Genomic DNA, 24,157 nt, shown 5'->3' on the forward strand with positions numbered 1-24,157 from the left:
CCAAGGGCAACGCAGTTGCCCCCTGCAACCTCGTTGGGCAGCCCTTCGGCCTGCTTGGCGATTGAAATCGCCCCTACAGGAAAAGCGGACCGCACCCCGCACCCATTCCACGGCGGGCACTCATACCTTGTGGGGGCGAATTCATTCGCTATGGGCAACACCGTTGCCCACTGTCATCCCGCCAGGCAGCCTTTCAGCCTGCTCAGCGATTGAAATCGCCCCCACAGGAAAAGCGAACCGAGCCCCGCATCCATACCACAGCAGGCACCCATACCTTGTAGGGGCGAATTCATTCGCCAAGGGCAACGCAGTTGCCCCATGCAGTCCCGCCAGGCTCATCTCCTCCACCAGGAAGTCGATGAAGGTTCGGGTGTTCTGTGGCAGGCGCCTGCCAGCCGCCATCACCGCTACCAGGCGGCCTGGCAACCCTGGCCATCTTGCCAGTCCACTCCTCAGTCATGAGATGCTGATGGTCCGTTTCGTCACCGCACATGAAGGCCTCGCATGCAGTTCACTCACTTGTCCGTCGCCCGCAAACTCAAGTTCTACCAGTTGGTGGTCTTCGATCAGGTTTTGCAGAGCGGTTCGTTGCTGCGTGCGGCGCAAGCGCTGAACCTCACCCAGCCGGCGGTCACCAAGATCATCCATGAGCTGGAGTTCTACTTCGATGCTCCCTTGCTGGTGCGAAGCAACCGCGGCGTCAGCGCTACGCCCCTGGGGGAACTGGTGGTGCGGCGGGCGAAGTCGCTGCTGGCGGAGCTACGCTCGCTGACCGACGAGGTCAACGCTTACCAGGAAGGCACTTCGGGCCAGGTGATGGTCGGCACCCTGATTTCCGCATCGAGCTCCCTGCTGCCGCGGGCACTGCAACTGCTCAAGCAACGCGCGCCGAAGGTGCTGGTGTCGCTGCGAGTGGGCCAGATGGACCAGCTATTCCCAGCGCTGGCGGTGGGCGAGGTGGACCTGGTAGTGGGTCGCGTCCCCGATGACTGGCGCTGGCACCATGAGTCCTCGATGCTGGAGATGAAGGTGCTGTACGGCGAGCAACTGGCGATCGTGGCGGGAGCCCGTCACCCGCTGGTCAGCACGGCGCCGATCCGCCTCGAGGCCCTGTTCGACTTCCCCTGGGTGTTGCCCACGCGGGACTCGCTGCTGCGCAGGACTGTCGACCTGCTGTTCGACGAAGCCGGCCTGGAACCTCCGACCAACGTGGTGGAATCCCTGTCGATCCTGACCAATATCAGCCTCATGCAGGACCAACAGACCGTGGCCGTCATGCCGCTGGAGGCAGCCCGCCAGTTCACCGGGGCCGGACTGCTGGGCACCCTTGACCTCGGCAGCCGCCTGCAATTCGGCGACATCGGCTACTTCCGCTCTGCAACCCGCGAACTCGGGCCGGCGGCGAGGCTGTTCCAGGAATGCTTGGATCAGGCCGGACAGGAGCAGCATGGCACGCAGATGAATTGAATCCAGCCATTCCAGATAGCAATACCAGAGACCAATCCTTTTATTATTCGCTTATACGGCGAATCCCTAGACTCCTCCGAAAATCCAATAATCGGAGGTTGTCGTGTCCACTCCCCCATCCCTGCTACGCCACTTCGTGAACGGCGAGTTCGTCGCCACCTCCAGGACCTTCGACAATGTGTCGCCCATCGACGGCCGCCTGCTCGGCCAGGTCTGCGAGGCTGATGCCGCCTTGGTGGACCAGGCGGTCGCGGCCGCCAAGGCCGCGCAGCAGGGGCCCTGGGCCGGCTACAGCGCCACCCAGCGGGCCGACCTGCTGCTGCGCGTCGCCGAGGGTATCGAGCGTCGCTTCGAGGACTTCGTCGCCGCCGAAGTCGCCGACACAGGACGTCCCGTGCAGCAGGCCAGGACCCTGGACATCGCCCGGGGCGTCCATAACTTCCGCACCTTCGCAGAGCTGATCCGGCAAGCCGGCGGCGAGTATTACGAGATGCGCACGGCCGACGGCAGCGATGTCTTCAGCTACACCGTGCGCAAGCCCCATGGCGTGGTGGCGATCATCTCGCCCTGGAACCTGCCGATGTTGCTGCTCACCTGGAAAGTGGCGCCCGCCCTTGCCTGCGGCAACTCGGTGGTGGTCAAGCCCTCGGAAGACTCGCCCTCCTCTGCCACGCTGCTGGCGGAGGTGATGCAGGAAGCCGGCGTTCCAGCGGGCGTGTTCAACCTGGTGCATGGCTTCGGGCCGAACTCCGCCGGCGAATTCCTGACCCGCCACCCGGATGTGGATGCCATCACCTTTACCGGCGAATCCCGCACCGGCGCCACCATCATGAAGGCTGCCGCCGAGGGCGTGCGCGAGGTGTCCTTCGAACTGGGCGGAAAGAACGCCGCCGTGGTCTTCGCTGACTGCGACTTCGATGCCGCCGTCGCCGGGGTGCTGCGTTCGAGCTTCACCAACTCCGGCCAGGTCTGCCTGTGCTCGGAACGGGTTTATGTAGAGCGGCCGATCTTCGAACGCTTCGTCGCCGCACTGAAAGCCGGCGCCGAGAATCTGAAGATCGGCTACCCCGACGAACCGGGCGTCGACATGGGTTCGCTGATTTCCCACAAGCACCGCGACAAGGTGCTCGGCTACTTCGAACTGGCCCGTGGCGAAGGGGCGACCCTGGTCACCGGCGGCGACGTCCCGCGCTTCGGCGACGAGCGCGACAACGGCGCCTACGTGCGACCGACCATCTGGACCGGATTGTCCGACGATGCGCGTTGCATGCGCGAGGAAGTCTTCGGCCCGGTCTGCCACGTCGCCCCCTTCGACCGCGACGACGAAGTCGTCGCACGGGTCAACGATTCTGCCTACGGCCTCGCCGCCGCGGTCTGGACCCGCGATCTCAAGCGCGCCCACAAGGTGTCCCGGCGCCTGCATGTCGGCATGGTCTGGGTGAACACCTGGTTCCTGCGCGACCTGCGCACGCCCTTCGGCGGCGCTCGCCTGTCCGGGCTCGGCCGAGAGGGAGGGCGCCATTCCCTGGATTTCTATTCCGAAACCACCACCGTCTGCGTCAACGCCTGACCGGGAGCCCTCCATGCATGCAGCACTCATCGAAGCGGCCAGCCGCCTGCGCCAGGCGGAACGCAGTGGCCAGGCTTGCGCCCCGGTTCGCGATCTGATCGCGCGCGCCCTGGAAGAGCATCCAGGGCAGGATCCCGTCGCCCTGGCCTACGCGGTCCAGCGCTACAACACCCAGGCGGCCATCGAAGCCGGCCTGCGCCCGGTGGGCCGCAAGATCGGCCTGACCTCCCACGCCGTGCAGAAGCAACTGGGCGTCGACCAGCCGGACTTTGGCCTGCTGTTCGCCGACCGGGCGCGTGGCGACGGCCAGCCCATCGCCTGGGCGGACACCCACCAGCCCAAGGTCGAGGCGGAAATAGCCCTGGTCCTGGAGCACGACCTGCCCCACGAACGCCACACCGTCGCCGACCTGATCCGCGCCACGGCCTTCGCCCTGCCAGCCATCGAGGTGGTCGGCAGCCGCATCGCCAACTGGGACATTCGCCTCGTCGACACCATCGCCGACAACGCCTCTGCCGGACTGTTCGTGCTCGGCACCCGCCCGGTGCGGCTGTCCGAGCTGGATCTGGTTCGCTGCGGCATGAGCATGACCCTGCGCGGCGAGCCGGTGTCCGTCGGCGCCGGCGCCGCCTGTCTGGACAACCCGCTCAACGCCGCCATTTGGCTGGCCGACACCATGGTCCGCCTGGGCGACCCCCTGCGGGCTGGCGACATTGTCCTCACCGGAGCCCTGGGCCCGATGGTCACCGCGCAACCGGGCGACGTGTTCACTGCCCATATCCAGGGCCTGGGCAGCGTCAGCGCCGCCTTCGCCCGACAGGACTGACAGGACTGACAGGAGTTCCCATGCGCAAGAAACGCAAAGTCGCCATCGTCGGCTCCGGCAACATCGGTACCGACCTGATGATCAAGGTGCTGCGCAACGCGCAACACCTGGAAATGGGCGCCATGGTCGGCATCGACCCGGCGTCCGACGGCCTGGCCCGCGCAGCACGGCTGGGCGTGGCCACTACCCATGAAGGCGTGGAAGGCCTGACCCGCCTGCCGATCTTCTCCGAGATCGACTTCGTCTTCGATGCCACCTCGGCCTCGGCTCATGTGAAGAACGACGCATTCCTGCGGGGCCACAAGCCCGATCTTCGCGTGATCGATCTGACCCCGGCCGCGATCGGTCCCTACTGTGTGCCGGTGGTTAACCTGGAGCAGCACCTGCAGGCGCTGAACGTCAACATGGTCACCTGCGGCGGCCAGGCCACCATCCCGATGGTGGCGGCGGTTTCAAGGGTGGCGAAGGTGCACTACGCCGAGATCATCGCCTCGATCGCCAGCAAGTCCGCCGGACCCGGCACCCGCGCCAATATCGACGAGTTCACCGAGACCACCAGCAAGGCCATCGAGGTAATCGGCGGTGCGGCCAAGGGCAAGGCGATCATCATCATGAACCCGGCTGAGCCGCCGCTGATGATGCGTGACACCGTGTTCGTGCTCTCGGAGGCAGCCAACCAGGCCAAGGTAGAGGCCAGCATCGAAGAGATGGCTGCTGCGGTACAGGGCTATGTGCCCGGTTACCGCCTCAAGCAGCGGGTGCAGTTCGATGAGGTACGCGACCTGAACATCCCCGGCCTCGGCCGCTTCAGCGGGCTGAAGACCTCCATCTTTCTGGAGGTGGAAGGCGCCGCCCACTACCTGCCGAGCTACGCCGGCAACCTCGACATCATGACCTCCGCCGCGCTGGCCACCGCAGAGCGCATGGCGCAAGCAATGGGGGCCTCGGCATGAGCAAGAAACTCTATATCTCCGACGTAACCCTGCGCGACGGCAGCCACGCGATCCGCCACCAGTACTCCATCCCGCAAGTGCAGGCCATCGCCCGCGCCCTGGATGAGGCAAAGGTCGACGCCATCGAAGTCACCCACGGCGACGGCCTGCAAGGCTCCAGCTTCAACTACGGCTTTGGTGCCCACAGCGACCTGGAGTGGATCGAGGCCGCTGCCGAGGTGATCCAACACGCCCGCCTGACCGTGCTGCTGCTGCCGGGCATCGGCACGGTCCATGACCTGAAGGCCGCCTATGACGCTGGTGCGCGCTCAGTGCGGGTGGCGACCCACTGCACCGAGGCGGACGTGTCGAAGCAACACATCGAATACGCCCGCAGCCTCGGCATGGACACCGTGGGCTTCCTGATGATGAGCCACATGATCCCCGCCGAGCAGTTGGCCGCCCAAGGCAAATTGATGGAAAGCTACGGCGCCCAGTGCATCTACATGGCCGACTCTGGCGGCGCGATGAGCATGCAGGACATTCGTGACCGCATGCGCGCCTTCAAGGCGGTGCTCAAGCCCGAAACCCAGACCGGCATGCACGCCCACCACAACCTCAGCCTCGGCGTGGCCAACTCCATCGTCGCCGTAGAAGAGGGCTGCGACCGCATTGACGCCAGCCTGGCCGGCATGGGCGCGGGCGCCGGCAACGCGCCGCTGGAAGTGTTCATCGCCGCCGCTGAACGCCTGGGCTGGAACCACGGCACCGACCTCTACCGGCTGATGGACGCCGCCGACGACCTGGTGCGGCCGCTGCAGGACCGCCCGGTGCGGGTCGACCGCGAAACCCTCGGGCTCGGCTATGCCGGCGTGTATTCGAGCTTCCTGCGTCACGCCGAAGTGGCAGCGGCCAAGTACGGCCTGAAGACCCTCGACATCCTCGTCGAACTGGGCAAACGCCGGATGGTCGGTGGCCAGGAAGACATGATCGTCGACGTCGCCCTGGACCTGCTGGCCCGCGAACAGGAGAGCCGCCCATGAGCACCGATATCTCCCGCATCGCCGCCGCCCTCGACCAGGCCGCGCGCCGCGCCGAACCCCTGCCGCAATTCAGCGCCACGTCACCCTTCTCGCTGGACGAGGCCTACCGGATCCAGCGCGCCTCCATGCAGCGCCGCTACAACGATGGTGAACAGTCCATCGGCATCAAGCTGGGCTTCACCAGCCGCGCCAAGATGATCCAGATGGGTGTGGACAGCCTGATCTGGGGCTGGCTCACCGACACCATGCTGGAAGAGGACGGCGGCCTGGTGGACCTGTCGCGCTACATTCACCCTCGCGTCGAACCCGAGGTCTGCTTCCTGACTCGTCGGGACATCGACCGCCCGCTGACTCTGCTGGAAGCGGCCGACTACATCGAAGCGGTGGCCCCAGCGCTGGAAATCATCGATTCGCGCTACCAGGCCTTCAAGTTCAGCCTGGAAGATGTCGTGGCCGACAACTGTTCCTCCTCCGGTCTCACCGTCGGCCCCTGGTCCCGTGACTTCGCCGGGCTGGCCAACGCCGGAGTGGTCATGCGCCTGGACGGTCGCCCGGTCCAGACCGGCTCCACCGCCGCCATCCTCGGCCAGCCCCTGCGCAGCCTGGTGCAGGCATCGCACCTGCTGCACGACGCCGAATGCGTGCTGCCGGCAGGCAGCCTGGTGATGGCCGGAGCCGCCACCGCAGCGGAAGCCCTGTACCCCGGCGCCTATGTCAGCGTCGAGATCCTCGGCTTTGGAGAAAGCAGCTTCAGCGTGCGCCCCTGACCTCTCGACGAGCACACAAGGAATCCCTCATGACCGACAACCGCTCCACCGTCGTCCCCGGCAAGGCCAAGCCTCGTGGCCGCTTCCCCCACATCAAGCGCGCGGGCGACTTGCTCTTCGTCTCCGGTACCAGCTCGCGCCGTCCGGACAACAGCTTCGCAGGCGTCGAAGTGGATGCCTTGGGCACCACCAACCTGGATATCCGCGCCCAGACCCGGGCCGTGATCGAGAACATCCGCGACATCCTCGCCAGTGAAGGTGCGAGCCTGGATGACCTGGTGGAAATCAACAGCTTCCTGGTCGATATGAATGACTTCGGTGGCTACAACGAGGTGTATGCCGAGTACTTCGACGAATCCGGCCCGACTCGGACCACCGTCGCCGTACACCAGCTTCCGCACCCGCACCTGCGCATCGAGATCAAGGCTATCGCCTACTCCCCCCGCAACCACTGAGCACAGAACAATGCACAAGAACCACTTCAGTCCCCCACTCAATTTCAATCGCTGGATCGAGGAAAACGCCCACTTGCTGAAACCGCCGGTGGGCAATCAGCAGATCTGGCAAGACAGCGATTTCATGGTCACGGTGGTCGGTGGGCCGAACCAGCGCACCGACTTCCACGACGACCCGGTGGAAGAGTTCTTCTACCAGTTCAAGGGCAACGCCTACCTGAACATCTGGGACCGCGGCCGCTACGACCGCGTGGAGCTGAAGGAAGGCGACATCTACCTGATGGCGCCCCATGTGATCCATTCCCCCCAGCGCCCCGAGCCCGGCAGCCTGTGCCTGGTGATCGAGCGCCAGCGCCCGGTCGGCCTGCATGACGCCTTGCAATGGTCCTGCGCCCGCTGCGGCACCCTGATCAAGCGCTACGAGATGCAGCTGCAAAGCATCGTCAACGACCTTCCCCCCGTCTACGAACAGTTCTACGCCACCTCCGAGGAAGAGCGTCGCTGCAGCCAATGCGGTGATATCCACCCCGGCCGCGACTGGCAGACCTGGCACCGGACCCTGAACGAGCTCCACCCCGTATGAAGATCGATATCCACTCCCACTTCTTTCCCCTGATCAGCCAGGCCGAAGCCGCGCGGCTGTGCCCGGAGCGGGCCCCCTGGCTGCAGGCCGAGGGCCGTACGGGGCAGATCATGGTCGGCGACAAGCCGTTCCGGCCGGTGCACGACGTGCTCTGGGACCCGCAACGGCGCCTGGAGCACCTGGACGAGCAAGGCCTGGATATCCAGATCATGTGCGCAACGCCGGTGATGTTCGGCTACGACCAGCCCATCGACCGCGCCCTGCCCTGGGCGCAGCTGATGAACGACCGCGCCGTGGAGATGGCCGCCCACGCACCAGAGCGCCTCAAGGTGCTAGCCCAGGTGCCCCTGCAGGACATCGACGCGGCCTGCCGCGAGGCAAGCCGCGCCATGACCTGCGGGCATGTCGGCGTGCAGATCGGCAACCACGTGGGCAATCACGACCTGGACCATGACGGGCTGGTGACTTTTTTCCACCACTGCGCCACCGAGGGCATACCGCTGCTGGTGCACCCCTGGGACATGATGGGCCGCGAACGCATGAAGCGCTGGATGCTGCCCTGGCTGGTGGCGATGCCGGCGGAGACCCAGTTGGGCATCCTCTCGCTGATCCTCTCCGGAGCCTTCGAGCGTTTGCCCGAGTCCCTGCGGCTGTGCTTCGCCCACGGCGGCGGCGGTTTCGCCTTCCTGCTGGGGCGAGTCGACAACGCCTGGCGCCATCGCGACATCGTCCGCGAGGACTGCCCGAACCTGCCCTCCAGCTACGTGAAGCGTTTCTTCGTCGACTCCGCGGTGTTCGACCCCCGCGCCCTGCAACTGCTGGTGGATGTAATGGGGCCCGACCGGGTGATGCTGGGGTCCGACTCGCCCTTCCCCCTGGGGGAACAGCGCATCGGCGCAGGTGTGCTGGAGCATCCGAGCCTCTCCGACGACGACAAGGCCCGCATCGTCGCCGGCAACGCCCGGGCGTTCTTTGGCCTCTGAGCGAATCTCGCCAGCCATCTTCTGCCTCAACCGCCTTCCCGTCTTGGAGGCGGTTTTTTGTGTGAGGGGGTTGAGGATTGGCTCATTGCCGAGTGGGCGTCGAGCCTCTGTTTCGCCTTCCCGGGCGCCTCACTTTTCCAATCGTTGAAAAGTAAGCAAAAGACTTGCCCCTGAATCCGGCCCGGCTCCTCGATTCCTCTCGGCCTCCTGACGGGGCGGTTTGGCTGCCCCACCGAAAGTGCTGGCTTTCAGATCACATGTGCGCATCAGGCTGCGCGCCCCGCCTGGCACGAGTCACCCCTCTTCCGTTGGGAGAGGGCTGGGGTGAGGGGCGCCGGAATGGCAGGGAGTCGATCTGGTTCCGCAGGGTGGATAACGCTCTTTTTATCCACCATCGGCGTCATGCCGAACGACGATTGGTGGACCGGAAAAGCGTGGTCCACCCTACGCAGGCCTGTCTCTTTCTCTTTCTCTGGCTCCGGTCCGGCGTCAGATCCGGAAACTCCCCACCAACTGCTGCAGGCGCGCGGCCTGCTGGTCCAGGTCGGCACAGGCGCGCAGGGTCGCCTGGAGGTTTTCCACGCCTTCCTGGTTGAGGGTGTTGATCTCGGTGATGTCCATGTTCAGCGAGTCGACCACGGCGGTCTGTTCCTCGGTGGCGGTGGCCACCGACTGGTTCATGCCGTCGATCTCGCCGATGCGATGGGTCACGCTGCCCAGGCGCTCGCCGGCCTGGTTGGCGATCTCCACGCTCTGCTCGCTGTAGCGCTGGCTCTCGGTCATGGTGGTGACCGCCTCGCGGGCGCCGACCTGCAGTTCCTCGATCATCTGCTGGATTTCCTGGGCCGACTTCTGGGTGCGATGGGCCAGGTTGCGCACCTCGTCGGCCACCACGGCGAAACCACGACCGGCTTCCCCGGCGCGGGCGGCTTCGATGGCGGCGTTGAGCGCCAGCAGGTTGGTCTGTTCGGAGATGCCTTTGATCACTTCGAGGATCTGGCCGATGTTCACCGTCTTGCTGTTCAGCGTCTCGATGTTGCCGCAGGAGGCACGAATCTTTCCGGACAGCTCGTTCATCGCGGAGATGGTGCGTTCCACCACCTGGCGGCCATCCTCGGCCAGGGTGCGCGCGGAGGACGCCTGGTTCGAGGCGTCGGCGGCGTTGCGGGCGATTTCCTGGGCCGCGGCGCCGAGCTCGTTGATCGCGGCGGCGACGCTGTTGGTGCGGTTGGCCTGCTCGTCGGAGTTGCTCATGGACGAGTTGGAGGCGTTGAGCACCAGCTTGGCCACCTGATTGACCTGATTCGTAGCCGAAGACACTTCACGGATCGAACCGTGGATACGTTCTACGAAGCGGTTGAAGGCGCTGGCCAGTTCGCCGAACTCATCCTGGGTGTGGATCGCCAGGCGGCGAGTCAGGTCGCCTTCACCCTGGGCGATGTCCTGCATGGCGCGACCCATGATGTGCAGGGGTTGCATCAGTACGCGGATCAGCATGCCGAGCAGGATCATGATGATCACCACGGCGATCACGGTGGCGATGATGGCCGACGCGCGGAACTCACTGAGCATGCTGTAGGCCTTGTCCTTGTCCACCGAGACGCCGATGTACCAGTTCACCGAGGGCAGACCTTTAACCGGGGCGAAGGTGAGGATGCGCGTGGTGCCGTCCACTTCGACTTCGCTGAAGCCGGTGCTGATGGCGGGCGTGTTCTGCGGATAGATGTCCCGCAGGCTCTTCATCACCAGGTCCTTGTTCGGATGCACCAGGACCTTGCCGTCGGCGCTGACCAGGAAGGCGTAGCCCATGCCATCGAAGTCCAGCGCGCTGATGATGGTGGTCAGGGTGTCCAGACCAAGGTCGCCACCGACGACACCCTGCAACTGGCCCTGGCGAATCAGCGGCACGGCGACCGTGACCATCAACTGGCTCTGGGTGGCGTCCAGATAGGGCTCGGTGATGACCGTTGCACCAGCATCCCGGGCAGCGTGGTACCAGGGGCGCGTACGGGGGTCGTAGCCGTCGGGAGCCGGGTCCTCCGTGGCCATCTGGAAGCTGCCGTCGGCGCGGCCGAAGTAGGCGTAGACGAAGCTGTCACGCACGGTCTGCAGGGTGAGGACGTTGCGCGCATCCTCCTCCACGCCCTGTTGCAACAGGCTCTGCGCGACCAGTTCGATGGACGACAGCCGCCCTCCGAGCCAGTGCTCTACGCTGTTGGCGGCCAGGCGCCCGGCGTCCTTCACACGGCTTTCGAGGGCACGGCCCAGGGCCGGCTCCAGGCGAGCGTCGTTATGGAGGGTGAAGAAGGAAAAGCTGACGACCACCAGCAAGGAGGTCGCCAGGAGCAATTTTCTGCCAAAACCAAGGGAGCGGATCATGGGAGGGTTCCGGTGGCGGGGCTGGATCGCCCCACCGGCAGCCCAGCCCGGGAAGAGAAGGTGTCCCCAAGCGAACTCGGGGATACCGGGTTCAGAACTTGATGCGTACGCCCAGTTGCATGCCTTGCGGGTTCTCGTCCGGCAGCGGGTTTTCCAGGCTCCAACTGATCGGGTAGCGGATCTCGCTGTCGCGCTTGTGATGGATGTAGGCGTAGACGCCGTAGAGGTCGATGTTCTTGTCGTAGTTGTAGATGTAGCCAAGGCTGATGGCCGCGGCATCGCTCAGTGCCTCGTCCTTGCGGTCGTCCTTGTAGATGAAGCTGGCGGTGGCATTGTGCTTGTTGCCGAAGTTGTGCCGCATGCCCAGTTGCAGGTCGCTGCCATTGGACTCGAAGTCCACCCAGGGGGCGTAGGCGTAATAGCCCACGTAGCGGTGGTAGACCGCAGAGAGTTCGGTCCGCCCCATGCTGTACACCGCCGTCAGGTAGGCGTCGGTGGACTGTTCCATGGTGTACTGGTCCCACAGGTTGCGCTGGTACTTGCGGTCCACGGCCGCCGAGAAATACCAGGGGCTGTCGGTCCAGCGATCCACGGCGATGCTGATGACCTGCCCATCGCGACTGCCATCGTCCTCGCCATCGGTAACCATGCCGCGAAACTCGTAACCCTCGATTCGCGGGCTGATGTACATCAGCGAGCCGTCTTCGCGCCACGGCGCGTAGAACACCATGACGTTGCTGATCAGGCTGTAGTCGTTGTTGTACAGCGGGTCGGCGTAGCCATAGGCGTTGGCGGACGGGGTGTCCTGGCGGCCGGCGCTGAGGGTGCCCCAGCGTTTGGAAATGATTTGGGCATAGGCTTCGCGCTTGCCGATGTCGTCATCCGAATGCGGGTTGTACTGCGCCTGATAGACCCAGTTCAGCGACAGGTCGTCGGTGAGCGCTTCCTGCATATGCAGTTGCAGGCGGTTGGCGCTCAAGCCCCCTCCGTTGACGCGCTCCTCGGTGAACCCGCCGGATTCGGCCACCTCGTAGTTGACGTCGATGATCCCGGAAAGCTCGATAACGTCGATGCCCGTGGTGTTCGCGATTTCCGCGATGTCCGCGCAGGCGTATCCGCTCACCAGTGGGAGGGCGAGTAAAAGTTTGCGCATTTGCTGCTCCAGTTGAACGAGGCAGGGCTCGCGACAGCACGGCCCGTGTCTGTCGCGGCCGGATTTCTTATTGGGTTTTATTGTTCGTGTTGGCTGGGATCAGTCCCGCGAGGGCCAGGGCTGCTTCGGCGGCTCGAAGCTCGGTTCGCCGAGCAGCGGGGTCGAGAGCGCGTAGAAGCCGTGGTTGGTGAAGAGCCAGATCAGGTTGCGGTCGTACTCGGTGTAGGTGCCATGGGTAAGGTTGCCCATGGCGTAGCTGGCCACGTTCTTGGTGTCGTACGGCGGCACGAAGTAGGCACCGATGGTCGGCTCGTCCGGGTTGCGCACGTCGAACACTTGCACGCCGGCGTTGTAGTAGGCGTAGGGCAGGATGCCGTCGCGGGAGACGCCGGGTTGGGTGTAGTAGCCGGTCCGCTTCGGTCCGAAGCTGCCCTTGCGCTGGCAGTAATCGGCGAATCCAGCCTCGGCCGGCGGTGTCGGACGCGGCAGGGCGTGCTTGATGGCCGGCTTGGCCGGGTCGCTCACATCGACTGCATAGATCTTCTTCTCCGCCTCATAGCAGTCCTCGGTCAACGGGTAGCCGCTGAAGTAGATCAGCCCGGTCTTCTCCACCTGGGACACGTCGATGTTGTCGCCCTCGGTGCCCGCCACGCTGACCGGGAACTCGAGGTGGCCCACCACCTTCATGTTCGCCGAGTCGGTGATGTCCACCACATAGAGCCCCATGCCGCCCATGGCGGCGTAGCCGTACTTGCCGCCCTGCTCTACCGGCTTGGGAATAAACAGCGACATGCGCGCGCCCATCCAGGAGGCCCGGTTACCGGCCCGGGCGTTGGCCTTGAACACTGCCTCGTGCTCCGGGTCGCCGACGATCTGGCCGGGCACGGTGAGCACGTCCAGCAGCTTGGGATCGCTCGGATCAGACATGTCCCAGGACTGGTAGCCGGCGTTGTAGAGGTCGTTGGGGTACTCGGTCAGGCCGTACTTGTTGCTGGGCGCGGCTGCCACGTACATGACGTCACCGCCGAAGTAGGCCGGGATGTCGCGCACGCCGGAGCCCTCCTGCTCACCAATGGGCGCATCGGGGTGCTCGATGTCGGTGGTGCGGGTGGCGAGCAGCTTCCAGTCCGCCGGCAGCGGGCCGTTCATCTCGTAGACCTTGAAGCCCTTGAGGTGCTTGGACTTGCGGATCGCTTCGACCTTGTCCGGCTCACGGTACTTGTCCGACAGCACGCCGAAGCGGCGCACCTCGAAGGCCTGCACCATCACGTACTTGCCCAGTTTCTTGTTCCACTGGATGGAGGCGGCGCCGAACATGTCGTCCGCCGCATAGGGATTTTCTTCCTCGCCAGGGCCATTCGGGCCCCAGGTCGCACCCTTGCTGTGAACGACCGTCACCGCCTTGGGATTGGTGATGTCGAAGATCTTCAGGTTGCGGCGCACATACTGATAGAGGTAGCGCTTGCCGTCGAAGTCGACGATGTTCTGCCAGGTGTGGAAGGGCTCGACCGCGATCGGGTAGTAGGCCTCCACCTTCATGTTCTTGATGTAGCTCTGGGTGTCCCAGTGATCCAGTTGCCCATCGAACGGCTTGCCCTCGTGGGAGAAGGGCGTGGCCACCGGTGGGATGAACTTGCCGGTCGCCTTGTCCATACCATAGCTGCCCGGCGCGGGCGCCGGCGGCGTGCGATCGGGGGACAACGAGGTCTGGCGCTTGACGATGGGGTCGACGATGTTGATCGGGCCATGCTCCTCGGCCTGCAGGCTGGAACTGGCCAGCAGGCCGAGCACCAAAGACAGCGCCAGCCGGCTGCGGGCGAATGGGTGGACCGGTTTAACAGAGAGCGGCATTGTTTTCATTATTTACTCCGTTTGGTTATGCCCATCGGGCAGTCTTTGCGTTTCATCACGACGGGAGTCCGTTCCCTCAACGTCCTTGCTTGCATCCATCGCCCCGCCCGTGCCTCCCGCCACGGGCTAGAAAATCTCCAGGGGGTAATCGGTGACGAGCCGGAAATCATCGAGATCCCCCGGCCCTTGTGCGGCATCCGCCCGGTGCCAGGCCTGGCGCAGGCGGATGCTGAGCCCGCGGGCAGGGCCGGAGGCCACCACGTAGCGGAACTCCAGGTTGGTTTCCCGGTGCGCGTCGTCGCTGCCGTAGCGCCCGGCGTAGGGGCTACCGGCCGGCGCCTGGCTACCATCGATGCGGCTGCCCTCGACGTAGCGTGCCATCAGCGAGGCGCCGGGCCAGCCCAGGCCGTCGAGCGCGTAGTCGTAGCGAAGCTGCCAGGAGCGCTCGTGGGGGCCATTGAAATCGGAGAACTGGGCGGAGTTGGGCAGCCAGATGGAGGCGCCCTGGTCCCGCCCGTTGCGGCCGTTGCGGTCCTGGTCGCCCACGCCGAGGTAGTCGAAAGGGGTATCGCCCCGGACCTGTTGCAGCCCCAGCGTGAAACGATGGCTGGCCATGCGCAGGAACGCCGATGCGCCCATGGTCAGGTTGTCGATCTCACCGGCAAGCGCCCTGCCTTGGTCCGTGCTCCGGTAGAGGGTCAGGTTCACCCCCGCCGCCTGGTCCCCCGCCAGGGGGAAGCGCGCATCCAGGTTTGCGTAGCCCTGGTACCAGAGATCGTCGAATCGGGCGCCGTAGAGCGCCAGGGCCACCTCGGGCCGCCACTGCCAGCGGCCGCCCAGGTAGTCCGCACGGGGCGTGGTGACACCGGCCATGACTGCCCAGAGATCGCCATCGGCGTTGGTGGAGACCGGGCTGGTGGCCGAGTAGAAGTGCCCCGCTTCCAGCAGCAGGTCGTCCCGCTCCTGGCTGCGCAGGGACAGGCCAGTGGCCGTCTGCGGCACAATGCGGAAGTGGCTGACACCGAACACTGGCGTATCCGGCCGCTGCTCGCCTAGTTTGAGCTCGGTCCGCGATACCCGCAGCTTCAGCGCCGCACCAGCCTTGGCGTACTCGTGGGCCGGCTCGCCGTCGTCGCGCACCGGCAGGTTGCCGGTGCCGGTCTTGCCGCCCGAGGCGTCCAATCGCAGCCCCTGGTAGGCGAAGGCATCCAGCCCTACGCCGAGGACGCCAGGCGTGTAGCCCGAGCGGAAGTCCAGGTTGAGACCCTGGGTCCAGTCGCGGGCGTCCGGGCGTCCACCGGTCTTGTCGCGATTGAAGTAGGCGTTGCGCAACAGCAGGCTGAGTCGACTCGCCTGGACGACATCGTCCCACCCCTGGGCTGCCGTCTCGGTGGACGACAGGGCCAGCAGGCCGGGAATCACGAGCACGACAGTTCGGAAGCCTCGCATGGTGCTCCTCGCAGTTCCGGGTTGGTGGGTTCCAGCGGGCAAGCCGCTCCCGCTCCGGGCGCCGATGCGCCCGGGGACATGGGGGGTCAGGGAATGGGTGACCTGATCGAACGATCAGGTCGGGGTCGACTCAGTGCCGAATAGGCAACGGCTTGGGGGCATCGCCCTCGACGACCGGAGAGCGCCTGAAGCGCAGGGCGTAGATCAGTCCCATCAGCATCAGGAACGGCACGCCACAGGTCAGGGTGAGGGCAAATTCCTCGGTGAACAGCGTGGTCAGCATCACCGCCAGCATCAGCAACAGGCCGGCGAGGCTGGTCCAGGGATAGCCCCAGAGACGGAACTCCAGCGTGGCCGCGTCCTGGCGACGGCGGAAGAACAGGTGGGTGAGGAAGATGCCCGCCCAGGTGAACATGGCGCCGAACATGGCGATGGACATCATCAACGTGAAGGCGTTCTCCGGGTAGGCGATGTACAGCAGCGTACCGAGGCCGATGCCCAGGGACGACAGCAGCAGCGCCGGCAGCGGCACACCCCTGGCGCTCACACGGCCGAACAGCGCCGGGGCCTGACCCGCCCGCGCGAGGCTGAACATCAGGCGCGAGGTGATGTAGAGCTGGCTGTTCATCGCCGACAGCGCCGCGATCAGGATCACCGCGTTGAACACCGCGCCGGCAAAGGGCACGCCGGTGGCGTTCATGACGGTGACGAAGGGACTCTGGCCACCGTTGTTCTGACCCCAGGGCAGGATCGCCAGGACCAGCGCGAGCGTCAGCAGGTAGAACACCACCAACCGCACCACGGTGATGCGGAAGGCGCGGGTGACCGCACGCTTGGGGTCCTTGGCCTCCCCCGCCGCCACGGCGATCATCTCGATGCTGAGGTAGCTGAAGAACGCCACGATCACCGCCACCCAGGTGCCCCAGTAGCCGTTGGGGAAGAAGCCGCGGTCATTGGTGTAATTGGCGAAGCCGATGCCGGAATCGGCTGGCGCGCCGTAAATCACCCAGGCCCCCAACAGGATGAAGGCGACAATGGCGCAGAGCTTGAGCAGCGAGAACAGGTACTCGATTGCGCCGAACACCTTTACGCTGAGGACGTTCGCCAGCACCAGCGCCGCCGAGAAGGAGGCCATCCAGTAGCCGCCCGGCACATCCGGGAACCAGTACTTCATGTACATGGCCGCCGCGGTGATCTCGGTGCCCACCGCGAAGACGATGGAAGCCCAGTAGGCATAGCGGATCAGGAAACCGAACCAGGGCGCCACATAAAACTCGGCGAAGGAGCCGAAGGAACCCGAGGTGGGATGGCGGACGGTCATTTCCGCCAGGCACCCCATCAGCAGGAGGGCGATCACGGCGCCAATGGCATAACTCACCAGCACGCTGGGCCCGGCGAAACCGATGGCGAAGCCGCTGCCCAGGAACAATCCGGTGCCGATGGCGCCACCGATGGCGATCATGGACAACTGGCTACTGCTGAGGCTTTGCTTCAGGCCCTGCTCACGCTGGACCAGGTTGTCGAAAGAGCTTGTTGTTCTTGTCATGTTCGAATGCTCCGGTCTTGAAGGGGTATCAGGTCACCGACTTCCTGGCGATGAACTCCGGCCGATGCCATTCACCGCTCTCAAGGACATCGCGCAACGCCTGGACGCCGTCCCAGACGTCCACATAGCGGGTGTACAGCGGAGTGAAGCCGAAGCGCAGGATGTCCGGCGCGCGGAAGTCCCCGATCACACCCCGGGCGATCAGGGCCTGCATCACCGGGTAGGCATCGGCATGGGCCAGCGACACCTGGCTGCCCCGCTGGGCGGCATCGCGCGGCGAGCGCAGTTCGATGCCGAGTCCCGCCAACTGCTCGTCGCACAGCCGGATGAACAGGTCACAGAGCGCCACGCTCTTCTTGCGCAGGACCTGCATGTCGACGCCGTCGAACACCTCCAGCGCCGCCTCGAGGGCCAGTACGCCCAACTGCGGCGCGGTGCCCACTAGCATGCGGTCGATTGTCGGGTGCGCCTCGTAGTCATGGACGAAGGCAAAGGGACGGGCGTGGCCGTGCCAGCCGGTGAGCGGCTGGTCCACGAGAGGAATATGGCGTTCCGCGACGAAGACGAAGGCCGGGGCGCCGGGGCCGCCGTTCAGGTACTTGTAGCCGCAACCAACCGCGAAGTCGGCGGCGCAGCCGTTCAGGTCGACGGGCATGGCGCCGGCGGAGTGGCACAGGTCCCAGACCACCAGGGCGCCCACCTCATGGGCACGAGCCGTGATGGCGGCCATGTCGTAGCGGCGGCCGGATTTGTAGTTCACATGGGTCAGGGAAAGGATCGCCACTTCGTCGGTCAGCGCCGCCAGCACCTCGTCGGGATCGACGCAACGCAACTCGCAGCCGGTCAGCTCGGCGACGCCGGAGGCTACATAGACGTCAGTCGGGAAATTGCCCTTCTCCCCCAGGATCACCTTGCGGCCAGGGCGCATCCGGGTCGCAGCCACCAGCACCTTGAACAGATTGATGGACGTCGAGTCGGCGACTATCACCTCGTTGGCCTGTGCACCGATGAGCCGGGCGATCTTGCCACCGGTACGCTGGGGTGCCGGGTACCAGTCCGCATCGTTCCAGGAACGGATCAGCCCCCTGGCCCACTCCTCCCTGAGGATACGGTCCATGCGCCCGGGAATATGCGCGGGCATGGCGCCCAGCGAATTGCCGTCGAGGTAGATCTCGCCGTCCGGTAGGTCGAAGCGGGCGCGACGGTCCCCGAGGGGATCGTCGCGATCGAGGCGCTGGAAATCATCGCGGCTCAGCGGCATGGACAACGACATAGGTGCTCCTTGGGTAATTGTTGTTCGGTGAGTCACCGGATCGCCGGCGGCGCCCATTGATGGTGGAACGCTGCGTCCGATTGACCCTTTGAAACTGGGGTGATGCTATCCCGAGTCGCAATTGCCCAAAAAATAGAAATGAGCGACGCGGGTATTCCCGGTGGTAATACCCCGCCCCGCGCCCCGTTGCGCGTCCCGCTGATCCAGGTCAGCAGGCCACCCGCTCATTCGCTCTGCTCATCTCCTCCACCAGGAAATCGATGAAGGCTCGGGTCTTTTGCGGCATGCGGCGGGACGAGGGGTAGACGGCGTTGATGCTGATGGGCGGCGCCTGCCATTTGCACAGCACCGCCACCAGCCGGCCGGCGGCCAGGGCGTCGTCGACGATGAAGCTCGGTAACAGGGCGATGCCCATGCCAGCCTCGGCCACCTGGGCGAGGAAGTCGCCGTTGTTGGCCTGGAGCGGACCGTGTAACTGCACGCGCCGGGTCTCTTCGCCGTTGCTCAACGCCAGGCTGACACCGCTCTGCAGGTAGCCGTAGCCAAGGAACGCATGATTGGCGAGGTCCTCCGGCGACTGCGGTATCCCGGCCTTCTCCAGGTACTCAGGCGAAGCCACCAGCAGTCGCGGCGCCGGGGCGATGGTGCGCGCCACCATGGACGAGTCCGCCAGGCTGGCGATGCGGATGGTCACGTCGAAGCCGCCGCGCACCGGGTCCACCTGCTGGTCGCTGAGCACCAGCTGCAGTTCGATCTGCGGGTGCCGCTCATGGAACAGCGGGATCAGCGGCCCCAGCTTGCGTAGGCCGAAGGACATGGGCGCGTTCACCCGCAGTACCCCGCGCAACTGCCCTACCCCGTCCCGCGCCCGCTGCTCGGCCTCGTCCAGGGCAGCCAGCAGGTCCCGCGCCGACTCGAAGTACTCCGTCCCGGCTTCCGTCAGGTGCAGGCTGCGCGTCGTGCGCACCAGCAGTTGCACGCCGATGGCTTCCTCCAGCGCCTGCACCTGCTTGCTCACCGTGGAGCGTGGCAGGTCAAGCGCCCGTGCCGCTGCGGCAAAACCATTGCTGCGGACGGTTTCGATAAAGGCGCGCATGCACTCGACCCTGTCCATCAATGTCTCCAAACCAGAATCAATGAAGTTCAATTATGCCTAATTGTTTCTCTCAATGGGCGAGCACAAAATTCATCCCAAGTCGGAACCAAACAGCCTCCAGCGCGGAGGCACCGGCCAGGAAGAAAACCAAAAACCAACTGCTCCAAGGAGAAATGCCATGTCCATCCGCGAACTGCTGAACCCGACCAACTCCGCCCTGATCCTGATCGACCACCAGCCGCAAATGTCCTTCGGCGTGCAGTCCATCGACCGCCAACAACTGAAGAACAACACCGTGGCCCTGGCCAAGAGCGCCAAGATCTTCAACGTTCCAACCATCCTCACCAGCGTCGAAACCGAAAGCTTCAGCGGCTACATCTGGCCGGAACTGCTCGGTGTGTTCCCCGACCAGCACCCCATCGAACGCACCTCGATGAACTCCTGGGAAGACGAGAAATTCGTTGCCGCCGTGAAAGCCACCGGCCGCAAGAAACTGATCATGGCCGCCCTGTGGACCGAAGTCTGCCTGACCTTCCCCGCGCTGGAAGCCATCGAAGCCGGCTACGAGGTCTACATCGTCACCGACGCTTCCGGCGGCACCTCCCAGGAAGCTCATGACATGTCGGTGCAACGCATGATCCAGGCCGGCGCCATTCCGGTGACCTGGCAGCAGGTCCTGCTCGAGTACCAGCGCGACTGGTCGAAGCGCGAAAGCTACGACGCCGTGATGGACCTGGTGCGCGAGCACAGCGGCGCCTACGGCATGGGCGTGGACTATGCCTACACCCTGGTGCACAAGGCGCCCCAGCGTCAGGTGAAGTAAGCAGCAAGGCCGGAGGCGACCAGCGCCTCCGGCCTTCTTCCACGCCTTGCACGGAGCACCTCGCCATGACCACCGACGATATCGTCACCCTGCTGATCCGCCACCGGGTCCGCGAGGGCCGGGAACAGGAATACGAAGGCTGGCTGCGCCGCATCATCGGCATCGCCAAGGGTTACCCCGGTCACCTCGGCATCGATGTGGTGCGGGATCGCAAGGATGGCATGCACCTGTTTACCTGCGTCCTGCGCTTCGCCAGCACTACCCAGCTCCAGGCCTGGCTGGACTCCACCGAGCGCCGCCTGCTGATCGAGGAAGTCAGCCACCTGCTGGCCGATGGCGACCAGGTGGAAATCAATCCCGAGCGGGAATTCTGGTTCACCCCAATGCCGGCCGACGTGCCGCAGCCGCCCCGCTGGAAACAGGCCTGCATTACTTTCCTGGTAATCCTGCCGCTGGCGCTGCTGGTACCACTGCTCTGGCAGCCACTGTTCAAGCTGCAACCCTGGCTCGGGGGTTATGTGGCGAGCAACGTGGTGATCACCGCCAGCATCGTGCTGCTGGTTGTCTATCTTTTCATGCCGCCGGTGACACGTTTTTTCGCCGGTTGGCTGAACCAACCCTAAGTCCAAGGAGGGTTCCATGAGCGAAGACCCAACCAACAACAGCCGCCGCCAGTTCCTCGCCGCCAGCACTGTGCTTGGCGCCGCTGGCGCACTCTGGTCCGCACTGCCCTTCGCCGGCGCCGCAGGCGTCGCCCATGCCACCTCAGGGGGTTCCATGTCCGCTGACCTGATCCTGTTCAACGGCCGCCTGCACACGGTCGACCGCGAGAAACCCAACGCCAGCGCCGTGGCCATCAAGGACGGCCGCTTCCTCGCCGTCGGCACCGATGCCGAAGCCATGGCCCTGCGCGGCGACGCCACCCAGGTCATCGACCTCAAGCAACGCACGGTCATTCCCGGCCTCAACGACTCGCACCTGCACCTGATCCGTGGCGGTCTCAACTACAACCTCGAATTGCGCTGGGAAGGCGTGCCATCCCTGGCCGATGCCCTGCGCATGCTGAAAGACCAGGCCGATCGCACCCCCAGCCCGCAGTGGGTGCGGGTGGTCGGTGGCTGGAACGAATTCCAGTTCGCCGAAAAGCGCATGCCGACCCTGGAGGAAATCAACCGCGCGGCGCCGGACACCCCGGTGTTTATCCTTCATCTGTATGACCGCGCGCTGCTCAACCGCGCCGCGCTGAAGGCAGTCGGCTACACCAAGGACACCCCCAACCCGCCCGGCGGTGAAATCCAGCGCGACGGCAACGGCAACCCCACCGGCATGCTCATCGCCCGGCCCAACGCCACCATCCTCTACGCCACCCTGGCCAAGGGCCCGAAGCTGCCGTTGGAGTACCAGGTCAACTCCACCCGCCAGTTCATGCGCGAGCTCAATCGCCTCGGTCTGACCAGCGCCATCGACGCCGGCGGCGGCTACCAGAACTACCCGGACGACTACCAGGTGATTCAGGAACTGGCCAACAACGGCCAACTGAGCGTGCGCATCGCCTACAACCTGTTCACCCAGAAACCCAAGGAAGAGCTCACAGACTTCAAGAACTGGAGCAAGGTGGTGAAGCCGGGTGACGGCACCGACTTCCTGCGCCACAACGGCGCCGGCGAGATGCTGGTGTTCTCCGCCGCCGACTTCGAGGACTTCCTCGAACCGCGCCCGGACCTCGCGCCAAGCATGGAGCAGGAGCTGGAGCCGGTGGTGCGCCACCTGGTGGAGCAGCGCTGGCCGTTCCGCCTGCACGCCACCTACGACGAATCGATCTCGCGCATGCTCGACGTGTTCGAGAAGGTCAACCGCGACATCCCGTTCAACGGCCTGCCCTGGTTCTTCGACCACGCCGAAACCATCTCGCCGAAAAACATCGAGCGGGTCCGCGCCCTCGGCGGCGGCATCGCCATCCAGGACCGCATGGCCTTCCAGGGTGAGTACTTCGTCGACCGCTACGGCGCCAAGGCCGCCGAAAAGACCCCACCGATCCAGCGCATGCTCGCCGAAGGCGTGCCGGTGGGCGCTGGCACCGATGCCACCCGCGTGTCCAGCTACAACCCCTGGACTTCGCTGTACTGGCTGGTCAGCGGCAAGACCGTCGGCGGCCTGGAGCTTTATCCCCAGGGCCTCAGTCGCGACACCGCGCTGCAGCTGTTCACCCATGGCAGCGCCTGGTTCTCCAGTGAGCAGGGCAAGAAGGGGCAGATCAAGGTGGGCCAGTTGGCCGACCTGGCAGCCCTGTCGGCGGACTTCTTCAGCGTCGAGGAAGAAGCAATCAAGTGGATCGAGTCGGTGCTGACCGTAGTCGATGGCAAGGTGGTTTACGCCGCCGGCGAGTTCGACAAGCTCGGCCCGCCGCAAGTGCCGGTGCTGCCGGAGTGGTCGCCGGTGGCGAAGGTGCCTGGGCACTGGAAGCCCGCCGCCCCGCTCGCCGCCCAGGTGCACCAGTGTGTCGGCGCCTGCACCGTGCACGCCCACAGCCACGAACGGGCGCGCCAGTCGAGCGTGCCGGTGAGTGACTTCCAGGGCTTCTGGGGGGCACTGGGCTGTTCCTGCTTTGCCTTTTGACCCCGGCCCCTGTGGGAGTGATTTCAATCACGAAAGCAGGCCGCAGGCCTGCCCCTTGATCGCGAATGAATTCGCTCCCACACCTGTAGGGGCGAATTTATTCGCCAAGGGCAACGCAGTTGCCCCCCTGCAATCCCGTTGGGCAGACCTTCGGCCTGCTTGGCGATTGAAATCGCCCCTACAGGTAATGCAAACCGCGCCCCGCACCTATCCCACGGCAGGCCCCCATACCTTGCAGGGGGCGAATTCATTCGCTAAAGGGCAACACCGTTGCCCCCTGCAATTCCATTGAGCAGCCCCCACAGGAAAAGCGAATCTCGCCCCGCACATATCCCGCAGTGAGCACCCATACCTTGTAGGGGCGAATTCATTCGCCAAGGGCAACGCAGTTGCCCCGGCCATTCCGCAGGGCAGACCCGCGGCTGGGGGCAGCTCACATCATCCCGCTTTCCTTGAACTCCTCCGCCAGGAAGTCGATCAAGGTCCGTACCGAGGGCAACAGGCCGCGCCGAGAGGGGAAAACGGCATGCACGATGCCGGTTCTCGGTGCCCAGCCAGGCGTTACCTGTACCAATCGGCCGCTGGCCAGTTCATCCCGCACCACCACCCACGGAATATGCACCACCCCTACCCCGGCTTCGGCTGCCTGACGCAGCATCAGCAAATCGTCGGTAACCAGTCGGGGATGATGGCGTACGGCAGCGCTGGCGCCGTCGGGGCCATCCAGGTGCCAGATGTACTCGCGTAACGGCGCACCCCAGTGCAGGCTTGGCAGGCTCGCCAGGTCCGCGGGCACCAGGGGTTGCGGAATGTTCTCCAGCAGTCTTGGGCTGGCCACCAGCCACTGTGTGCTGTTGGCCAGCACCTTCATCACCAGATCGGTGCTTTCCAGCGGCGGGAAGCGCACCCGCAGGGCGATGTCGATGCCTTCCTGGATGAGGTCCACCTGGCGGTTGGTGCTGTCGATGTGCAGCTGCACCAGCGGGTACTTCACCATGAACTGGCTCAGCATCGGCCCTACCCAGAAATCCAGCAGCGCGGTGGGGCAACTGATCCGCACCACGCCCTGGGGTTCGGAGCGATTGCGCTCGATCACCTCGGCGGCGCCCTCCGCCTCCACCATCATGGCCACGCAATGGCGGTAATACTCCTGGCCGATCTCGGTGACCGAGAAATGCCGCGTCGAGCGCTGGATCAGCCGCACGCCCAGCCGCTCTTCGAGGTTGGCGATGCGTCGGCTGAGCTTGGACTTGGGCATGTCCAGCGCCCGCCCAGCCGGGGCAAAGCCGCCGTGCTCCACCACCTGGGCGAAGTAGTAGAGGTCGTTGAGGTCTTCCACCAGCGT

20 protein-coding genes are annotated in these 24,157 nt (G+C 65.0%); 12 read left to right on the top strand and 8 right to left on the bottom strand.

Going from position 1 to position 24,157, the window contains the following annotated elements:
• Positions 1 to 504: 504 nt before the first annotated feature.
• From MnOB_RS23740 to MnOB_RS23780, 9 genes are all read left to right on the top strand, one after another.
• Positions 505 to 1,467, top strand: coding sequence for a LysR substrate-binding domain-containing protein (locus MnOB_RS23740; protein ID WP_077526838.1), 963 nt, complete (start codon positions 505 to 507; stop codon positions 1,465 to 1,467).
• Between the two features lie 103 nt (positions 1,468 to 1,570).
• Positions 1,571 to 3,037 (top strand): 2-hydroxymuconic semialdehyde dehydrogenase, encoded by a 1,467-nt coding sequence (locus MnOB_RS23745; RefSeq protein WP_077526840.1) that lies wholly within the window; start codon positions 1,571 to 1,573, stop codon positions 3,035 to 3,037.
• Between the two features lie 13 nt (positions 3,038 to 3,050).
• Positions 3,051 to 3,863: a fumarylacetoacetate hydrolase family protein gene (locus MnOB_RS23750; RefSeq protein ID WP_077526841.1), complete on the top strand. Its 813-nt coding sequence runs from the start codon at positions 3,051 to 3,053 to the stop codon at positions 3,861 to 3,863.
• 20 nt (positions 3,864 to 3,883) lie between these two features.
• A complete protein-coding gene (locus MnOB_RS23755) occupies positions 3,884 to 4,816 on the top strand; it encodes an acetaldehyde dehydrogenase (acetylating) (RefSeq protein ID WP_077526842.1) in 933 nt (310 codons plus the stop codon).
• Positions 4,813 to 5,838, top strand: coding sequence for a 4-hydroxy-2-oxovalerate aldolase (gene dmpG / locus MnOB_RS23760; RefSeq protein WP_077526844.1), 1,026 nt, complete (start codon positions 4,813 to 4,815; stop codon positions 5,836 to 5,838). The genes MnOB_RS23755 and dmpG overlap by 4 nt, the downstream gene beginning before the upstream one ends.
• Positions 5,835 to 6,605: a 2-keto-4-pentenoate hydratase gene (locus tag MnOB_RS23765; protein WP_077526846.1), complete on the top strand. Its 771-nt coding sequence runs from the start codon at positions 5,835 to 5,837 to the stop codon at positions 6,603 to 6,605. The genes dmpG and MnOB_RS23765 overlap by 4 nt, the downstream gene beginning before the upstream one ends.
• A gap of 29 nt (positions 6,606 to 6,634) precedes the next feature.
• Entirely contained in the window at positions 6,635 to 7,060 is a 426-nt protein-coding gene (locus MnOB_RS23770) for a RidA family protein (protein WP_077526847.1), read from the top strand.
• 10 nt (positions 7,061 to 7,070) lie between these two features.
• Positions 7,071 to 7,643: a 3-hydroxyanthranilate 3,4-dioxygenase gene (locus tag MnOB_RS23775; protein ID WP_077526849.1), complete on the top strand. Its 573-nt coding sequence runs from the start codon at positions 7,071 to 7,073 to the stop codon at positions 7,641 to 7,643.
• Entirely contained in the window at positions 7,640 to 8,626 is a 987-nt protein-coding gene (locus MnOB_RS23780) for an amidohydrolase family protein (RefSeq protein WP_077526851.1), read from the top strand. The genes MnOB_RS23775 and MnOB_RS23780 overlap by 4 nt, the downstream gene beginning before the upstream one ends.
• A gap of 489 nt (positions 8,627 to 9,115) precedes the next feature.
• Here the strand turns inward: MnOB_RS23780 and MnOB_RS29845 are convergent, their stop codons facing one another.
• The 7 genes from MnOB_RS29845 to MnOB_RS23815 form a co-directional block, all read right to left on the bottom strand.
• On the bottom strand, positions 9,116 to 11,005 hold the full coding sequence (locus MnOB_RS29845) for a methyl-accepting chemotaxis protein (RefSeq protein WP_077526853.1): 1,890 nt from the start codon (positions 11,003 to 11,005) through the stop codon (positions 9,116 to 9,118).
• A 91-nt stretch (positions 11,006 to 11,096) separates the two neighbouring features.
• A complete protein-coding gene (locus MnOB_RS23790) occupies positions 11,097 to 12,158 on the bottom strand; it encodes a porin (protein ID WP_077526855.1) in 1,062 nt (353 codons plus the stop codon).
• Positions 12,159 to 12,257: 99 nt separating this feature from the next.
• On the bottom strand, positions 12,258 to 14,018 hold the full coding sequence (locus tag MnOB_RS23795) for an LVIVD repeat-containing protein (protein WP_199824587.1): 1,761 nt from the start codon (positions 14,016 to 14,018) through the stop codon (positions 12,258 to 12,260).
• 117 nt (positions 14,019 to 14,135) lie between these two features.
• Complete coding sequence (locus tag MnOB_RS23800; RefSeq protein WP_077526857.1) at positions 14,136 to 15,458, bottom strand: OprD family porin; 1,323 nt, start codon at positions 15,456 to 15,458, stop codon at positions 14,136 to 14,138.
• A gap of 130 nt (positions 15,459 to 15,588) precedes the next feature.
• Positions 15,589 to 17,004, bottom strand: a complete 1,416-nt coding sequence (locus tag MnOB_RS23805; RefSeq protein ID WP_077526859.1) for an amino acid permease — start codon at positions 17,002 to 17,004, stop codon at positions 15,589 to 15,591.
• A 28-nt stretch (positions 17,005 to 17,032) separates the two neighbouring features.
• Complete coding sequence (kynU, locus tag MnOB_RS23810) at positions 17,033 to 18,277, bottom strand: kynureninase (RefSeq protein WP_077526860.1); 1,245 nt, start codon at positions 18,275 to 18,277, stop codon at positions 17,033 to 17,035.
• Positions 18,278 to 18,485: 208 nt separating this feature from the next.
• Positions 18,486 to 19,391, bottom strand: a complete 906-nt coding sequence (locus MnOB_RS23815; protein ID WP_077526862.1) for a LysR family transcriptional regulator — start codon at positions 19,389 to 19,391, stop codon at positions 18,486 to 18,488.
• A gap of 160 nt (positions 19,392 to 19,551) precedes the next feature.
• On the opposite strand from MnOB_RS23815, the gene MnOB_RS23820 reads away from it, so the two are divergent.
• The 3 genes from MnOB_RS23820 to MnOB_RS23830 all read left to right on the top strand — a co-directional run bounded on the left by MnOB_RS23820 (position 19,552) and on the right by MnOB_RS23830 (position 22,812).
• The gene (locus tag MnOB_RS23820; protein WP_077526864.1) at positions 19,552 to 20,196 is read left to right on the top strand and encodes a hydrolase; all 645 of its coding nucleotides are present in this window, start codon (positions 19,552 to 19,554) and stop codon (positions 20,194 to 20,196) included.
• Positions 20,197 to 20,261: 65 nt separating this feature from the next.
• The gene (locus MnOB_RS23825; RefSeq protein ID WP_077526866.1) at positions 20,262 to 20,819 is read left to right on the top strand and encodes an antibiotic biosynthesis monooxygenase; all 558 of its coding nucleotides are present in this window, start codon (positions 20,262 to 20,264) and stop codon (positions 20,817 to 20,819) included.
• Between the two features lie 16 nt (positions 20,820 to 20,835).
• A complete protein-coding gene (locus tag MnOB_RS23830; RefSeq protein WP_077526867.1) occupies positions 20,836 to 22,812 on the top strand; it encodes an amidohydrolase in 1,977 nt (658 codons plus the stop codon).
• A gap of 433 nt (positions 22,813 to 23,245) precedes the next feature.
• On the opposite strand, the gene MnOB_RS23835 is transcribed toward MnOB_RS23830, so the two are convergent.
• A complete protein-coding gene (locus MnOB_RS23835) occupies positions 23,246 to 24,154 on the bottom strand; it encodes a LysR family transcriptional regulator (RefSeq protein ID WP_077526936.1) in 909 nt (302 codons plus the stop codon).
• Positions 24,155 to 24,157: the final 3 nt, after the last annotated feature.

It is taken from the genome of Metapseudomonas resinovorans (assembly GCF_002003485.1).
In the GTDB taxonomy this organism is placed as follows: domain Bacteria; phylum Pseudomonadota; class Gammaproteobacteria; order Pseudomonadales; family Pseudomonadaceae; genus Metapseudomonas; species Metapseudomonas resinovorans_D.

Bases quoted from the DNA above. Each gene is read 5' to 3' on its own strand.
- MnOB_RS23740 (WP_077526838.1), top strand. From the start codon at position 505: ATGCAGTTCACTCACTTGTCCGTCGCCCGCAAACTCAAGTTCTACCAG.
- MnOB_RS23750 (WP_077526841.1), top strand. From the start codon at position 3,051: ATGCATGCAGCACTCATCGAAGCGGCCAGCCGCCTGCGCCAGGCGGAA.
- MnOB_RS23755 (WP_077526842.1), top strand. From the start codon at position 3,884: ATGCGCAAGAAACGCAAAGTCGCCATCGTCGGCTCCGGCAACATCGGT.
- dmpG (WP_077526844.1), top strand. From the start codon at position 4,813: ATGAGCAAGAAACTCTATATCTCCGACGTAACCCTGCGCGACGGCAGC.
- MnOB_RS23765 (WP_077526846.1), top strand. From the start codon at position 5,835: ATGAGCACCGATATCTCCCGCATCGCCGCCGCCCTCGACCAGGCCGCG.
- MnOB_RS23770 (WP_077526847.1), top strand. From the start codon at position 6,635: ATGACCGACAACCGCTCCACCGTCGTCCCCGGCAAGGCCAAGCCTCGT.
- MnOB_RS23775 (WP_077526849.1), top strand. From the start codon at position 7,071: ATGCACAAGAACCACTTCAGTCCCCCACTCAATTTCAATCGCTGGATC.
- MnOB_RS23780 (WP_077526851.1), top strand. From the start codon at position 7,640: ATGAAGATCGATATCCACTCCCACTTCTTTCCCCTGATCAGCCAGGCC.
- MnOB_RS29845 (WP_077526853.1), bottom strand. From the start codon at position 11,005: ATGATCCGCTCCCTTGGTTTTGGCAGAAAATTGCTCCTGGCGACCTCC.
- MnOB_RS23790 (WP_077526855.1), bottom strand. From the start codon at position 12,158: ATGCGCAAACTTTTACTCGCCCTCCCACTGGTGAGCGGATACGCCTGC.
- MnOB_RS23795 (WP_199824587.1), bottom strand. From the start codon at position 14,018: ATGAAAACAATGCCGCTCTCTGTTAAACCGGTCCACCCATTCGCCCGC.
- MnOB_RS23800 (WP_077526857.1), bottom strand. From the start codon at position 15,458: ATGCGAGGCTTCCGAACTGTCGTGCTCGTGATTCCCGGCCTGCTGGCC.
- MnOB_RS23805 (WP_077526859.1), bottom strand. From the start codon at position 17,004: ATGACAAGAACAACAAGCTCTTTCGACAACCTGGTCCAGCGTGAGCAG.
- kynU (WP_077526860.1), bottom strand. From the start codon at position 18,277: ATGTCGTTGTCCATGCCGCTGAGCCGCGATGATTTCCAGCGCCTCGAT.
- MnOB_RS23815 (WP_077526862.1), bottom strand. From the start codon at position 19,391: ATGGACAGGGTCGAGTGCATGCGCGCCTTTATCGAAACCGTCCGCAGC.
- MnOB_RS23820 (WP_077526864.1), top strand. From the start codon at position 19,552: ATGTCCATCCGCGAACTGCTGAACCCGACCAACTCCGCCCTGATCCTG.
- MnOB_RS23825 (WP_077526866.1), top strand. From the start codon at position 20,262: ATGACCACCGACGATATCGTCACCCTGCTGATCCGCCACCGGGTCCGC.
- MnOB_RS23830 (WP_077526867.1), top strand. From the start codon at position 20,836: ATGAGCGAAGACCCAACCAACAACAGCCGCCGCCAGTTCCTCGCCGCC.